Consider the following 15,750-nt stretch of genomic DNA (forward strand, 5'->3'; position numbering starts at 1 on the left):
AAAGGGGTGACCCCATTGAAAGAGATGAATCAAATTATTGTTGCGCTAGAATCCTGCATCGTATTAGCTGGCTTTGCCGCCATCGTAGGCACCCTCCAACCCAAGAAAAACAGGAAGATCACTAAAGGAAGAATTGTTTCCCTTGCGATGATAATTTATATCGGCTTGGTCAACGCACTCCTCGCCGCATTCACGCTAACACTTGCAAATTTTGGAATTAGTGATCAAACCCTATGGTCCACAAGTAGCTTTGCCATGTTCTTGGCCACAACCTTCTCAATAAGTTATTTATGGATAAAAAAGCGTCTAAAAACGGTTTCCAAAGCGGCAAAAATTATCTACTTTTCACTCTTTGGAGGCGCTGGGACCATGGCTTTTATCAATCTTTTGAACGCCTTTGGAATTGGCTTTAACAGAGAATATGGGCCTTACTTCCTATCCTTCGTTTTTAACCTATTTGTTGTTGGCTTTGCCTTCTCACGGCTACTTATGCGCCCCCTATGGGAAGTGGTGAGAGAAAACGAACTGCAACGCGCACGAAAACAACAAATTAATACGCAATGAAAAGCCTAAATTTCACACCACAACATATAAACCGTCGAAACATGTAAAAACACAACCAAAATAAAAAGTGCCATCAAAGAATAAAACGCCCACGCCTCAATAAAGATTTTGCACTAAAAATTTCGACATTTTCAAAAGAAAACTGAAACCCCAAAAAGACAGCAAGTCACTAAAAAACATAAACTATCCTTTACACACCGATAAACCTCTCACAACATAACATCTCTGCCCAGGGCGCCAGCGGAAGATGGATACACTGCCGGGACAAATTGAACAACTGCTACATATTATCGAAGTATCCATTATTCTGGCGGGCTTTGCCGCTATGGTTGCGACATTTCAGTCAAGAAAGATGGAAAGTATCTCCAGAGGGCATGTCGTCTCCCTCGCCATGATTGTCTATATCAGCTTGTGTAGCGCCCTACTTTCTGCCTTCTCTCTTGCTCTGTTAAATTTTCATGTCGAGGCACGATATGTCTGGTCTATCAGCAGCAGCATAATGGGAATTGCTACCATGGGTTTTATTGTCTACCTATGGAAAAAAAGACATTTTAAATTTGTTTCTCCCGTAATGAAATTCACCTATTACGGTCTCTTTGCTATAGCTTCCTCCATTGTTATCATAAGTACCCTAAACGCAACCGGGATAATTTTCAAAAGAGGGTTTGGGCCATATTTCCTTGCTTACATATGTAATTTGTTTTTTGTCGGCTTCGCCTTTGCCAGGCTCTTAATGCGACCTTTATGGAAGTCCGTTGAAAAGAAAGAATCCAGCCAGCTTCATAGCGCGCGCCTAAGAAAGCGCCGTTAACCACACAGGGAAGCCTCTGGATAATTCATGAAAAGTTATTTTCTAGTAGATCCAAGACCTAAAAAATCTGCTGCACAGTAAAATCAACAGTTATTCAAAAACCAAAGACCCCATACCTATTTTTCAAATAATAGATACGGGGTCTCTGAAAACTACCCAGCTGTAACTTCAACTATTTACCAGGGCTGTTCTTCACCAAGGTGAATAAATTGACCGTTAGGACCGTCACTATCAATCAAGGCAAGTTCCACAACAGTTCTCGCCCCTTCGGTCACATCCATTGGCGCCGCGCTGGTACCCAAATCGGTTTTAACCCAACCTGGGTGTGCGCTGTTTACCTTAATACCAGTATCTGCAAGACTTTGGCTCAAAGAAACTGTAAACATATTAAGCGCAGCCTTTGACGCATTGTAAGCGAAGGGCTTCACTGCACTCCAACCAGAGTTCTGGTCAGCATTCACAGCTAAAGAACCCAGAATACTACTCACGTTCACGATACGGCCAGCTTTACTCTTCTTTAGCAGTGGCAGAAGATCTTGCGTTAGACCAATTTGAGCGAATACGTTAATACTAAAAGTGGTGTTCAGATCCTCCTGCGAAACTGTTTCACTATTGTTCTGGCCCCACTCCCCCTCAACGATAACACCGGCATTATTCACCAGAATATCCAGCCGACCATATTGCTCCGCAATCTTTTGAGCAGCTCGTGCCCTATCTTCAGCTTTGGTAATATCCAGCTCAATAATATCAATTGGTGCCACCTCACCATTCCAAGTAGCTTGAACGGCATCCAATTTCGCTTTATCTCGACCAGACAGGATCACTTTGACTCCCTGGTCGGAAAGCTGTTTGGCTGCCTCCAGACCAATTCCTCGATTTGAACCGGTGATCAATGCAATTCGATCGTTAGACATGGTAAATCTCCTGTGAGTTAGGTTGCTTCAAACACAGGAGCATTCTATTATTCGAGGAAATAGAAACAATTATATAAAAAGAAAATGAATGTTCGTGAATTAGAAACAATCAGCCTTAGAACTTTATCTGTTTTTGTCCATGTCTGTAGGACATTAAACCTATCGCTGGCTGCAGATCAGCTAGAACTTCCTAAGTCAACGGTTAGTAAGGAGGTTTCAAGACTGGAATCCCACCTAAAAGCCAAACTATTGGATCGTACCACCCGGCGTGTTGCACTGACAGAAGTGGGGGCTATTGCCTATGACCGGGCTCTGCATTTGATAGAAGACTTTAAAACCATGCAAAATGATGTGCTGGTAATGGATCAGCAGGTCCAAGGCTTATTGCGAATCTCAGCCCCGCCAGCCCTGGGTGAATTTCTCTCCAAGAGAGTTTTACCCACTTTTTTGAAGCGCTGGCCAAAAATTACCGTCTCCCTAAACCTCACTTACGACTTTGAAGACCTCTTCTCCCAAGGCATTGACCTCGCATTTCGTGTTGGTGACATACATGATGAGCGCCTGATTTCCAGAAAGCTTGGCAGTTCAACGCGAATTCTCGTAGCCAGCCCTGAATATCTCACCACACAGGGAAAACCACAGCAGCCCAGCGACCTAATAAGCCATAACTGCCTGAGATTTCAATTTAACCCTGGAGATACCGAGTGGGCGCTAACCTCTAAACAATCGACAATGACTTTACCCGTTAATGGGAATTTCTTTTGTGCTAATATTTCAGCCCTGAAAAATGCGGCAGTCAATGGGCTGGGAATTGCGCAATTACCAATCAACAATATTATGGAAGAGTTAGGCAAAGGCTCACTCGTTAATATTCTTCCAGACTGGCATGTTCCACCAATGGACATTCATGCCGTTTACCGCCAGGGACTCAATAAACCCAAGAAACTCGCTGCATTGTTAGACTTTCTTAAAGAGGAAAAAAATTTATTTAATTGGAGTATCTAGCAGCATAAAGGGAAACCTATACGGTCAACCACCAATCGCCCCTCACCTTTATCGCCACCAGAGTATTCCTTAAGAGTATTTGGGGCTGAGTTTTTAACCTTATCTCAAACAACATTACAACAACAAAAGCCCTCAAAGGGCTCCGCCCAAAATCATAATCCCAGCAGGCAAAATTCTTTGCATTTAGAGCCTCTCAGGAAAACACCCAGAAAGCCTACTCTTCTAACAACAAGCATCGAAATCAACTAAATACCAAGCTCTTAGATTTGACAGGAAGACTCTATTCTTCTCACTTTTTCCACAGAGGGAAACCCTGTTACCATCCCCCTTACAGTAGACTTTGTGACAGCAAACAGAGACTTGTTTAACTTGAGGCTTTCAGCCAACTCTGGCAGATGCGTCCCTTTGCCGCACAAAGCTTGAATTGCCGAATAAGTCCCATGTGACCATATCCCAAAAACCAAGCATATAAAACTGTCTTTATGGTAGGGGTTTTCCGAAAAAAATATAAACCCATAATCTTCTGTAATTGAATCTCCTAAAACACTCGACTTATAAACACTATCATCAACCTCATCAATCGCATAGCGGCCTAAAAAATCCATTTTGAACTTTTCATCTATTCTTCTAGTTAGCAATAAATCACGACTCACAACATTTATAGCGGGCCCACCGACACAGATAAAGGTCTTGTGATCATCTACAAAATTATGAGAATCATGAAAAATTACTTTTCTTTTCGGATACACCCTCTCAATCCGATCCTTTAACAACTGTATTCCAAGAGACTCATCGTAGGGCATAAACAGCACATTATCAGGAATTCGACTTTGTGTTCTAGTAATCTCGGAAAACAGTGTTCTTTGCTTTATCAAAGGAAGCACCACGTGAATATCAGAGTCAGAATCACCAAAGAATTTATCCCACAGAGCCTTATAATCTTTTGCATCAAATTTTTTCTTTAAAATTGCTGCAGAACCAATAAAGCTAGCAGTAAGAAAAGCCTCCACAAATGGGGCCGAAAGGAAATCCAAAAGAAAATCGGCAAATGTTAGCACCATTTCCACCCCTAGTCAGGCCACCAGACACCCTAAAAATTTTATACAATGAAAATCTGTCAAATAAGGGGCAAACCTAGAAAACCCTTATTAAAGGTTGCAGAAATTTAAACTACAACCATTGTAGACAAATTGTAAATTCCATCAGTACGTGAATTTTTTTCTGGCGCCGAAATACATAAATGGAGAAGTGTTATTAAAAAGATTTCAAACAACTAAAAAATCTTCCGACTTAGCAGATAAAAGATGCCCAGCATACTCACAAAAACTGGGCAAAGATATTATTAAGTAGACATCTACCGCACTAATAAGTGCTATTACACTTCCACAGCAACTCTTTCCAACAGATGTGCTTCCGGCAACGCCCACTCAATAGGCTTTTCACCTCGCTGCTGCAACCAGTGGTTAGCTTGAGAGAACGGCTTGGTGCCAAAAAAACCGCGGTGCGCTGAAAGGGGGGATGGGTGAGGGGCGCGTAGTACCAAGTGTTTATTGCGATCAATAAAACCGCCTTTCTTCTGTGCGTAACTACCCCAGAGTATAAACACTAGACCTTCACGCTGCTCGGCCAGCTTATGGATAGCGGCATCGGTAAACTGCTCCCAACCGCGTCCCTGATGGGCACCAGCTTTACTGTCCTCTACAGTGAGGGTGGCATTGAGTAGCAGCACTCCTTGTTCTGCCCAGGGTTGTAGGCAGCCGTGGTGCGCTGGAAGTATCCCCATATCAGAGTGCAATTCTTTGTAAATATTTTGTAACGATGGCGGGATTCGTACGCCGGGCATCACAGAAAAGCATAAACCGTGCGCCTGGCCTATCCCGTGATAGGGGTCCTGCCCCAAAATCACCACTTTCACCTGATCAAATGGGGTGGAGTTGAAAGCGTTAAAGATCTGCCCACCGGGTGGATAGATGCGCTTACCAGCCTCTTTTTCTCCCCGCAGAAACTGACGTAATTCCGCCATATAAGGCTTCTTGAACTCCTCGCTCAGCACATCGTACCAGGAGGGGTGAATCTTAACTTTTTCCGGAACCGGCATTATCAAACCTTCAGAATCTTTTTTACGTACTTTTGCAACTCGGGCACCACAGCCTCTTCAAACCAAGGTCTTCGCCGCAGCCAAAGTGTGTTTCGCGGGCTCGGGTGGGGCAAAGGGAAATACCCTGCGGGCAGGGCATCGCGGTAATGGCGCACATTCTCTGTAATATTGCCATACCAATGCGGCAGGTAGTGTCGCTGGGCGTATTGTCCCACCAACAGCGTGAGTTGCAAGTGAGGTAGCTGTTGCAGCAAGCGCTTATGCCAGGTGACAGCACACTCCGGGCGCGGTGGCAAATCACCTCCTTTACCTCGCCCCGGATAACAGAAGCCCATGGGAATAATGGCAATCTGGGATTCATCGTAAAAGATATCCCTATCGATCGACAGCCACTCGCGCAGACGATCACCAGAGGGGTCATTCCATGGGATACTAGTGGCATGAACCTTAGTTCCCGGCGCCTGACCAATGATCAACAAACGAGCAGATTCTGCCGCTCGCAGCACCGGATTAGCTCCCAGTGGCAGGTGATCCTCACATAGACGACAAGCGCGTATCTCCTCCAATAAGGTTGGTAACTTCTCGACGACCACCTATTGCGCCCCTTCGGGATAAGCTAGATGTAACAGAAGCGCCCTGCGATCTTGAGGGTCATGTATACGACTGATATTGTCGTTGTCAAACACTATAAAAATGCCCGTATCGCCCACTGCCAACCCATCGCCTTTGCCCCCAGTGCGGGATACTTCATAGCCCAATTCAGAGGAGTTCTCTTGCTCCCAATAATCCAGGCACCACTGCGCCTTCAAGCTAGGTAATTCTCTCCGACATACCGCAGACGCATTGGGCTCCAGAGTAAACAGCGCGCCATCATAATAGGACAAACCCGCCAGGTTCTCTGATTGTCCGCGAAAATTTAGCCCCTCTACAGCCGGCGGTGTAAAAATTTGCACCCCCCCCTTAGGGCCAAGCTTAACTAAAGCACGGGGATCACGCTCTAGCACCATCCAAAAATCATCGCCAACTTTCTGTAAGCCTACGCCTGATAGATTGTACCCCTGCATATAGCCCTGAGCCTTAGCTGTGGTCGACCACATATTTTCCAGCCAACGGCCCTGCCCCTGCATATCAACTTCGGCAATGCGGTTGTAGCGCTCACTCAATAAATACAAATTATTATCTACACAGCTGATGGCTTCAAAATCCATTGCCGCTGCCGGTCGGGTAAGATCCAATAAAAAGTACCATACGTTTGTCGGCCGATCTTTCTTTGGAACATTCAAACCAAAGAGTGTGACAAAGGGCTCCAGCTTGGCATGAACACCCTTTAAAACGATCTGATAAACTTTCTCTGACTTTTTATCTGAGATAGTAAGAAGTCTGCCATCACAAAAAGTTAAACCAGAGAGGCTCAACCCTGCGCTGGCATTTACCCAATAATGCTGTACTTTTTTAGCGGGAATAATGTCAGCAGCCATCGCTGAAGGCACCAACAAACTGATAAAGAAAAATAAAATTCGCTTGATCACGATTTTTCCAATCCATCGAGAAATGAATGAACTAAAAGGATAATTAGTGATTTGGCGCATTCTTAGATCTTCTAATTCACCGTTTACCTTTCAGAGAAATGGAAAAGTCTCTCTCCATAAAGCCGCTGCCAACATACTCTAGATCGCTAATCACTAGGAAATAGCATAGCCACCATAATACCCATCGACAATTTTTGCGCTACAAGGAGGATAATACGATACCCGATTTAGGAGGCAGACTAAACCCAAGCCAAAAGTTGGCAAATAAAAGGAGAGGAAATGAAAAGAGTTCGACGCCGAGCGCAATAAACGTGACGCCGAAATTTATCGGCATAGTGCCAATAGAGCTGCAATTAATTTGCCATTTCCGGCATTGCAAGGTGTAGCAGTAACGCGCGCTTATCTTCAGGCTCTTGCGCACGGCCAACATTGTTATTGTCCAGCACCACAAAAATGCCCTTCTCGCCCACAGCCAATCCCTCACCTTTTCCATAGCGGGTTTCCTCATAAACACGCTCTGGAGACTCTTCAAGCGAGCGATAATCCAGACACCACTCCGCCCGTAGACTGGGCAATACTCTGCGACAAACTGCGTGCGCATTGCGCTCCAAGGTATAAAGGGCGCCGTTAAAGAAGTCCAGGCCGGCTAAATCCTCAGAGCGATCAGCAAAATTTAAACCCTCTACCTGTGGCAAAGTGAATGCGCTGGCTTCTCCATCTGAATCCAGCTTCAACAGGCCCCTTGGCTCACGCTCCATCGCCACCCAGAAAGTATCGCCAGCTTTTACCAGGCCCTCACTGGAAGCGTTGCTCTTTTGTAAGAAACCTTGAGATTTGGCTTCACCCGACCAGATATGCTCTTGCCAGCGCGCATTCCCCTCTGGGTCCACCACGGCAATGCGATTGTAGTGCTCACTGACCAGAAAGATCTGATTCTCACCACAACTAACGCCCTCAAAGTCCAGATCTTCTGCGGGGCGGAAAAACGCTTTAAAGCTCTCCCAGACATTAACAGGCTCGTCACGTTCCGGCACTCCTAGACCACTCAAACGCAAAAAGGACACCAGATCGGCGGAACCTTCGCTGAGCTCTAATGAGTAAACCTCTCCAGAATTCTTATCGGAAACTGCCAGCAACTTGCCAGCACAAAAGCTTAGGCCAGAAATATCCAGACCTTCGCTATTATCCACCCAATAGCTGGCTTGCAGCTTGGCGGGGGAAATCTCCACTGCCGCCAGCATGGGGGAGAACAGCACGATAGCAATGCCAGAGAGATAATTTTTGATCACTGTGTAACCATTTAATCGCGGAAATTATTAAATTGCAGTGGCTGTTCCAGTTCCTTACCACGAAGTAAGGCAATGACCTGTTGCAGATCATCGCGCTTTTTCCCGGTAACCCGCACCTGTTCACCCTGAATAGCCGCTTGCACCTTGAGCTTTTCATCTTTGATCAGCTTAACGATTTTTTTTGACAATTCTTTGTCCAGGCCATTCTTTAGGGTCACTCCCACTTTAACCAGCTTACCAGACTGCTCTTTTTCACCTACATCCATAGCCAGCGGATCGATATCACACTTAATCAGGGCACCACGCAGCATATCCACCATTTGATCTACTTGCATATCCACCTCGGCACGGACTACCAGAGAGAAATCACTCATCTCCACTTCCGCATCCACGCCTTTAAAGTCAAAGCGATTGGTAACAGTGCGGTTTACCTGATCCACTGCGTTAGTCAGCTGGTGCTTGTCTACTTCAGATACAATGTCAAAAGAAGGCATTAAATTCTCGGCTCCTATTTCCAGATTTGCGGAGTAATCTCCGTATTGTGATCGTTATCGGCCAACCAAATATGGCCGTCTTGAATGGTGATACTGAAATCCATATTGCGCTCAACCATCTGTGCCAATTGCTCAGTGGTGTCCGCAGCGAGATGGAAAATTCTAAGGCTGTCAAAACGTTCGAGCTGATTCTCCAGCTTTTGCCACCAGATCGGTGCGGCACGGCGCCCGTAACTGTATACCAAAACCCGCCCGGCACGGTTACAGGCCTTGCGCAAGCGCTCCTCGGCTGGAAGACCCACTTCTATCCATAGGTCGATTTCTCCACTGAGGCTCTTTTGCCATAAATCCGCCTCCTCATCAGATGAGAGGCCTCGGGTAAACTCCAATAAATCGGATGCATTGTGTGCAAACGCCAATAAGCGCACCATCATACGCTCATCTGTTTCTGAAGGGTGGCGCGCCAAGGTCAGCTGGTGTTCCGCGTAGTAGTCACGGTCCATATCGGCTATTTGCACCTTGGCTTTGAAAATTGTTGCTTTTAGTGCCATTTCGGCTCCATCTCTACGCCACCTTCAGCACTACAACTGAGGCGGACTATTCTTGGTTGGTTTACGGAAGAATAAGGATATTCCGCATGACCTCTGCTACCGGCAACAGCCTGCCAATTTGGCGCTGCACCATGCTGTGTCTGATGGCAAGTCTCATCAGTGGCTGCGGCGTAAACAATATCCCCACCTATGACGAACAGGTAAAAGCCGCCTGGGCTCAGGTGGAAAACCAGTACCAGCGTCGCGCAGACCTAGTGCCTAACCTGGTGAAAACCGTTCAAGCCTATGCCGGGCATGAGCGGGAAACCCTTCAGGCCGTAACCGAGGCGCGCGCCAAGGTGAACTCACTTCAGCTGGACAGCAACCTGCTCAACGATCCGGCTAAATTACAACAGTTCGAAGCCGCACAGGCACAACTCTCCAGCGCCTTGTCACGGCTGCTGCTTGTGGTCGAGCGCTACCCCAACCTCAAAGCCAATCAAAACTTTCTCAGCTTGCAATCCCAGCTAGAAGGCACCGAAAACCGCATCAGCGTCTCGCGCCGGGATTATATCCAGGCAGTGCAGCGCTACAACCGTGAGATTCGCACTTTTCCCGGTCGTATTTGGCACGCCCTCTTATATCGAGATATGTCTTTGCGGGAGACCTTCCAGGCGACCAGCGAAGAGGCCGAGAAGGCTCCGGAAGTCAATTTCTAGTAGGCCGCCGGGAAACCCTTATGACACGCTCCCTTCTGACCTTGTTGACGCTCATTACAGCATTACTGGCTTTGGCTCTATGGGCCGAGGTACAGCTCCCTCCTCTATCCGGGAGGGTGGTGGATAAAGCTGAGCTACTAACCGCCGAAGAGAGATACAAACTTACAGAATTGATTCAGCAATACGAATCTGAGAGCAGTAACCAACTGGTGGTGGCCACCCTCCCAGAGCTCCAGGGTATCACCATAGAGGAATACGCCAATCAACTGGCAAGAGAGTGGAAGCTGGGCCACAAGAAGAAAAACAATGGAATTCTCTTCTTGATAGCTCCCAAAGAGCGCAAGCTCCGAATTGAGGTTGGCTACGGCCTCGAAGGTGCTCTCACCGATGCGCTATCTGCCAATATTATTCAAACCAAGGTTCTGCCGGAATTCCAGAAAGGGAGTTATGCCGGTGGAATTAATGCCGGCGTGAACTCAATTATTGCCGCCACCAAGAACGAATATGTGGCCGAACCGATCGAGACCAAGGAGGGCCGACGCCTGGCCTTTGTAGTTGGGCTATTTCTCTTACTGGTAATGCTGCATCTGTTTGGTAGCTCGGTCCTCAGCTCACCAATTCATGGGCGTAATTATAAACGCGGTCGCTTTGGCGGCTACTATGGTAGCGGAGGCTTTGGCGCGGGGCACCCTAGAGGAGGCTTATCCGGGACTGGTACAGGCGATGGATTTAGTGGAGGAGGTGGCGGATTTGGCGGAGGAGGTGCTTCGGGAGGATGGTAATGCTTAGTAATAGCTATCAACGCCAGGTGGCGGAAGCCATCAAAGAAGTGGAGACCCAAACCGACGCGGAGTTGGTAGCTATTGTCGCGCGGGAAGCCGATAACTATTTGTATATCTCCACCCTTTGGGCTGCCTTCTTAACCCTGCTGTTATCGCCACTATTCCAATTCCTACCCTGGTGGCTCAGCTTTCAGCAAGCCTTTCTGCTACAGTGGGTTCTATTTATCGCGCTGGCAGTACTATTTCGCTGGCGGCCGATAACCATGCGCCTTGTACCCAAAAAGATCAAATACTGGCGCGCCTCAAACCTAGCCCGCCGTCAATTTCTTGAACAAGAGCTGCATAGCACCAAAGATCGACTGGGTCTGTTGATTTTTATTTGTGAAGCGGAGCACTATGTAGAAATTCTGGCAGATCGCGGCTTGGCTCAGCATGTATCCAACGACAACTGGCAGGTTATTATCGAGCAATTTGTACGGGAAATTAAGCGCGGTAAGGCTGGAGAAGCACTGTTACTCTGTATTTCCCAATGTGGAGACTTATTAAAAGATGCAGCCCCCTGTAGTGCTGTGAAAGATGAGTTACCCAACCACCTGATTCTAATTAACTAACCTAATTTACTGCCTTACTTACCCTTCAGGCATGATTTTAACGCCACAATACTTCTATACCTACGCTTTAACAACCCCTTCTACTAAGCTGTTGTAAAGGAGCAATAATCCCCATGAAAAATTAAAGCTTATGGTGATTAAGCACTTATAAAAACCATTAAAAGTAAAAACTAAACCAGATAAAAACAAAGTCAGCCACGCCAATTTAACAGGGCTTGGTAATTAATATTAAGCTTAAAAAATGTCAAATAAAAACCTCAATATCCGTATGAAAGCATCCAACTCACAAAAAAGTCCAGCGCCAAATACTAGTTACGCCTGTAACTACGGTAATCCCTCGCAACCAAAAAATTAGAAAACCCAATGAGAAAGATCTTAATTACAATTTGGCTATTTATATCGGCTTCACTGTCCTCCACTATCTGCGCCGATTATATCAATCTCACCGGTGCGGAGACTGCACCAAATATTGCAGAAATAGAGATACTCAATAACAATCTTTACATCACCCTAGAGGTTTCTGCAGCTGATGCGAACGCGTTTTGGCCGGGAATACCACCTACAAAGAGTATTTATGAAATAGCTAGACTTGCTCTTGCACAAAAAGAGATCGCCATTGAGGTGCACTCCCCAGAGGGTAAAATTGAGCCGACTATAACCTCTGTTAGAATTGCCGAGAGAAAACCGAGAAACTCACCTTTTGCGGGAAGAATAGATCCAAGGACAGGCCTGCTAAGGCCGAATTTTCCAGCCGACAAAACCATACTGTTGGCAGATATCGAGTTTCCAATAAAAGGCTTGAGCAATCTGGAAATACGTCCACCATTGGATTCCGATGGGGCTGTCTTAGCCACAATAGGATTTACTAGTCAACACGGCCACACATCAGTAAGCAGTTTTCAATATTTGTCTCAAATAGAAAAGCTGAAAATTGATTGGGGAGATCCTTGGAATACTCGCTTTGAAAACCAAGCTATAAATCGACACAATCGCTATCCCCTTAGATCTTTCCTCTACGTGGAACCTCGTCAGGTTCGCCACGAAATTTTATTGCGCCCAAGAGATTTATTACAATGGACCGACCAACCCTTTGATGCCTGGAAGCCCCTTACAGCCAAGCGAAGAAAAGAGTTAAGAGCAACTACAGAGAAATTCCTACAGAAAAAAAATCCCACTAGCATCAACCAAACGCTGGTTGAACCTATCAGCAAGGAAACAGTTTTTCTCAAGGCAAACGATACAGGCTTTACCACAATAGGAGAGCATGAGCGGATCGAGATAGGTTCATTACTGATCGGTTACCGGGAAAAATATCATGTTAAGGAGCTACCACAAAGTGTTACTATCGACTGGAATCTCTTTACAGAATCTATCAAATCAGTTCCCACACTAATACAAGATCCGGCTGGTCCTTTCCCAACACATGTTATGCCGGACTTTCCCGACATTCAATGGCGCAATTATTTATATGATTACCGTGCTCCCAATAGTGATCCAATCCCTATTGAGAATACCATAGCGGCCATACCCATGGCGGTGCTTTTCTCCTTCTGCTTTGCAGTATTTTTCATTCTCACCTTGCGAAGCAAAAAGGTTGAGACAAAAAACAAACATCCGATACTCTTTTACGGCATTGTGATTATTTGTGCCGTACCCATTTATTATACCCTTCCAAGTGAACTGCGCATCCCCCTGCCCGGCACCATAAACAAGCAAGAAATAAAAGAAATTACCGAGACAATACTTGATCGCCTTTCCGCTGCCTATGAAGAACCTCAAAGTGAAAAATTAAACGACCAGCTTACCAATCTAGTAAGCAGCGAAAAATTTGATTTTACCGTCGCAAACTTGTCACAAGTTTACCAACCTCTAACCAACAGCGGCAATAAGGGTTCTATTAGATCTATCCGTGACCTGGAAATTGAGCACGCAGATCAAATGATCCTGAACGGAAATAAAACTTTCAGAATTGTTGGGAAGTGGCATTCAATGATTGAAGATTACAGCTGGGGACATATGGAGCAATTACCGCGAGAAACTCGTGCAAGTATAGAAATAACCCAATCAGACAAGTATTGGAAGATATCCGCCTTTACACCACTATCCATACGATAAGCTTGCCACTAGAGTTGGCAACCAAGTGCCATGAAAAAAAATATCTCAAATTTAATTAACCTCCTTTCTTTTGCTCTGGCTCTCCACCTATCTGTAATATCTCAAATCACTGAAGCCCACTTTTCACTAAACCTAAATATAAGAATTCTACATATTGAGCACAGCGTCAATGGAGCCAGCCTCTATATGAGACTGCCTCTTTCCTATTTACTGGCGGATAAGGCGCAACATGGTATTGATCCCTACTCGGGGAAAATTCCATATCAAGTACCATATACTCGCAACAGCCTGGAAAATGATCGGTTGGTTCACTATGTGGATGTCGAACAGTTCACGATCCACCCTGAGGGGGTGGGCAATATTGCCGCAGCAGCGACACATATCCTCTCTGCTAATCAGGAGCTTAAAGGGTATGTAAAATCAGTACGTCTTTATCCTATTGGCAACGAGCCAGCTTTTGCCACGCTTGCAGAGGCAAAACGAGCCCTTTCTAATAACTTTGCACAGATGGCACTTAACAACTCACTCCATGTCAGTGACACACTGGTTGATATCCACATCCATTACCCTACTCAGCAACCCCTGGAAGAATATCAACTCTTTAGCTCCCTGAATCCAGGGCTTCCCGATCAAGAAAATACTGCAAATTTAATCCTCAGTTATAACCCTGGAAAAATCCAGATTTTCCGCTCCAGGGGGCTAATGCAAGAGCCTATTCAAATCCGTTATTCCAGTATAGATGCCATCAATACCTTTCTAAAGGAGGGTATGGTACATATTATTCAGGGGCTAGATCATGTGCTTTTTGTACTTTGTCTTAGTCTTGGTGCCCTCGCTCTCCCCTTATTATTCTGGCGTGTCACGGCCTTCACTATCGGCCACAGTATTACCCTATCCGTAGGTTTCTTTGGTTTTATTCCTAGCACTGTCTGGTTTGTCCCACTGATTGAAACCGGAATCGCCATTTCCATAATCTATATTGCCTGGCTTTCAATGAGACAAAGATCGATCGCCTCTATATCCACCGAGCGTACAATTCTTTTGACCTCCTTGATGTTGGGCTTACTGCATGGACTGGGATTTTCCTTTGTATTACACGAAATACTCAACATCAATTCACCTAATATTTGGCAGAGCTTATTAGCCTTTAATCTCGGCGTAGAGGCTGGTCAAATTTTAATAATTTTAGCAATCTGGCCTCTGCTTTATTTGGCCAGACGTCGACAGAAAAACTGGGAGTCTAACCTACGCTACACAATTGCCACTATATGCTGCGCCATTGCCTTACTCTGGACTTTTGAGAGGGGTTATGAATTGGTGAACGTAATACAGCAAGAAAACCAACCCAGAACCAATATTACAATCAGCAACAGCAACAGCAACAGCAACAGCGAAATCTAACTCATAATTCTACCAGAGAGGGAATAAAAAAACCCATTACGCCAGATAATAAATCTAAAGATTTAAATTTAAAGATAGCTATAATTCAATAGCAATCTATTTACTGGACTTGTAATCCAGAAACCGAAAAGACAACCTCCCCTATAGACTCAATGGAACAGGCCAATAAAAAAGTATTATTTTTTACAACCATTGCTATTCGCCCACAAGGGATCTTATTAAATTCACCAGCGAAGTGTATTCCACACACTATTAGCCACCTTCCCCCTGCCTAACAGCCGAAAACAAATTCGACCACACCCTGCTTAGAGCAGAATAATAATAGCATCCATATAACATATGGTCATCTCAGAACGAATGGTATCTTTAAACCTAAAGGAGAAAATCACCGATATCATCATAAATTAAACCCCCCATAAATAACTTTGCGCATTTTTCGAGACAGATTGCATTTACCCAATTTAATCAGGGGTTATGCACGGACGCCTGAATGCCCTCTAATACTGGAATCACTTACAGCCTTTCATGTATTTTGCACTGCATAAGCCGGGATAAATAAATCCACTTCGCTACAGCCCCACTGGAGCTCTCTTAGTATGCATGACTACCAAATCTATACCCTAGAAGAGCAGCTCCTTGTATTATCTACCCATCCATTAATCGACAATACTGCTTTCATTAAACGGACTAAAAACAAATAACAGGAAACTTACACAAAAAAATGGGGATTCTACCCCCTAGTTACCAAGAATTAAAACCACCTACCCCACAAACAAGAGGGCCTGCTCTTAGGCTAGGTCAATCTAGAATAAATACTAGCAGCCAAAAAGATGCTTCCCTCCATTTACAACTTACAAACATTCAATCTCGGAGGACATGATCATCCTT

Annotated in this window: 16 protein-coding genes; 8 read left to right on the plus strand and 8 right to left on the minus strand. The window is 45.3% G+C overall.

Going from position 1 to position 15,750, the window contains the following annotated elements; all coding sequences use genetic code 11:
• Positions 1-15: 15 nt before the first annotated feature.
• Positions 16-564, plus strand: coding sequence for a hypothetical protein (locus ACJJJA_RS16390; protein ID WP_444902783.1), 549 nt, complete (start codon positions 16-18; stop codon positions 562-564).
• A 247-nt stretch (positions 565-811) separates the two neighbouring features.
• Positions 812-1,375: a hypothetical protein gene (locus ACJJJA_RS16395; protein WP_444902784.1), complete on the plus strand. Its 564-nt coding sequence runs from the start codon at positions 812-814 to the stop codon at positions 1,373-1,375.
• Positions 1,376-1,551: 176 nt separating this feature from the next.
• Here the strand turns inward: ACJJJA_RS16395 and ACJJJA_RS16400 are convergent, their stop codons facing one another.
• Positions 1,552-2,289, minus strand: coding sequence for an SDR family oxidoreductase (locus ACJJJA_RS16400; protein WP_444902785.1), 738 nt, complete (start codon positions 2,287-2,289; stop codon positions 1,552-1,554).
• A gap of 84 nt (positions 2,290-2,373) precedes the next feature.
• Here ACJJJA_RS16400 and ACJJJA_RS16405 point away from each other — a divergent pair, with 84 nt between their 5' ends.
• Positions 2,374-3,294: a LysR family transcriptional regulator gene (locus ACJJJA_RS16405; RefSeq protein WP_252082588.1), complete on the plus strand. Its 921-nt coding sequence runs from the start codon at positions 2,374-2,376 to the stop codon at positions 3,292-3,294.
• A 260-nt stretch (positions 3,295-3,554) separates the two neighbouring features.
• Here the strand turns inward: ACJJJA_RS16405 and ACJJJA_RS16410 are convergent, their stop codons facing one another.
• The 7 genes from ACJJJA_RS16410 to ACJJJA_RS16440 all read right to left on the minus strand — a co-directional run bounded on the left by ACJJJA_RS16410 (position 3,555) and on the right by ACJJJA_RS16440 (position 9,255).
• Complete coding sequence (locus ACJJJA_RS16410) at positions 3,555-4,355, minus strand: hypothetical protein (protein WP_444902786.1); 801 nt, start codon at positions 4,353-4,355, stop codon at positions 3,555-3,557.
• A gap of 314 nt (positions 4,356-4,669) precedes the next feature.
• A complete protein-coding gene (gene ung, locus ACJJJA_RS16415) occupies positions 4,670-5,392 on the minus strand; it encodes a uracil-DNA glycosylase (protein WP_444902787.1) in 723 nt (240 codons plus the stop codon).
• 2 nt (positions 5,393-5,394) lie between these two features.
• Positions 5,395-5,985, minus strand: a complete 591-nt coding sequence (locus tag ACJJJA_RS16420) for a uracil-DNA glycosylase family protein (RefSeq protein WP_444902788.1) — start codon at positions 5,983-5,985, stop codon at positions 5,395-5,397.
• Positions 5,986-6,921 (minus strand): hypothetical protein, encoded by a 936-nt coding sequence (locus ACJJJA_RS16425; RefSeq protein WP_444902789.1) that lies wholly within the window; start codon positions 6,919-6,921, stop codon positions 5,986-5,988.
• Between the two features lie 353 nt (positions 6,922-7,274).
• Entirely contained in the window at positions 7,275-8,210 is a 936-nt protein-coding gene (locus ACJJJA_RS16430) for an esterase-like activity of phytase family protein (RefSeq protein WP_444902790.1), read from the minus strand.
• A gap of 11 nt (positions 8,211-8,221) precedes the next feature.
• Entirely contained in the window at positions 8,222-8,704 is a 483-nt protein-coding gene (locus ACJJJA_RS16435; RefSeq protein WP_252082598.1) for a YajQ family cyclic di-GMP-binding protein, read from the minus strand.
• A gap of 14 nt (positions 8,705-8,718) precedes the next feature.
• On the minus strand, positions 8,719-9,255 hold the full coding sequence (locus ACJJJA_RS16440; RefSeq protein WP_444902791.1) for a YaeQ family protein: 537 nt from the start codon (positions 9,253-9,255) through the stop codon (positions 8,719-8,721).
• An 86-nt stretch (positions 9,256-9,341) separates the two neighbouring features.
• Between ACJJJA_RS16440 and ACJJJA_RS16445 the strand changes: the two genes are divergently transcribed.
• The 5 genes from ACJJJA_RS16445 to ACJJJA_RS16465 all read left to right on the plus strand — a co-directional run bounded on the left by ACJJJA_RS16445 (position 9,342) and on the right by ACJJJA_RS16465 (position 14,862).
• Complete coding sequence (locus ACJJJA_RS16445; protein ID WP_444902792.1) at positions 9,342-9,953, plus strand: LemA family protein; 612 nt, start codon at positions 9,342-9,344, stop codon at positions 9,951-9,953.
• Between the two features lie 20 nt (positions 9,954-9,973).
• Entirely contained in the window at positions 9,974-10,735 is a 762-nt protein-coding gene (locus tag ACJJJA_RS16450) for a TPM domain-containing protein (protein WP_444902793.1), read from the plus strand.
• Positions 10,735-11,346: a TPM domain-containing protein gene (locus ACJJJA_RS16455; protein WP_252082606.1), complete on the plus strand. Its 612-nt coding sequence runs from the start codon at positions 10,735-10,737 to the stop codon at positions 11,344-11,346. Before ACJJJA_RS16450 ends, ACJJJA_RS16455 begins: the two co-directional genes overlap by 1 nt.
• A 363-nt stretch (positions 11,347-11,709) precedes the next feature.
• Positions 11,710-13,461, plus strand: coding sequence for a hypothetical protein (locus ACJJJA_RS16460; RefSeq protein ID WP_444902794.1), 1,752 nt, complete (start codon positions 11,710-11,712; stop codon positions 13,459-13,461).
• 186 nt (positions 13,462-13,647) lie between these two features.
• Positions 13,648-14,862, plus strand: a complete 1,215-nt coding sequence (locus tag ACJJJA_RS16465; protein ID WP_444925247.1) for a HupE/UreJ family protein — start codon at positions 13,648-13,650, stop codon at positions 14,860-14,862.
• Positions 14,863-15,750: the final 888 nt, after the last annotated feature.

This window comes from Microbulbifer mixtoriginis (SeqCode) (genome assembly GCF_052466865.1).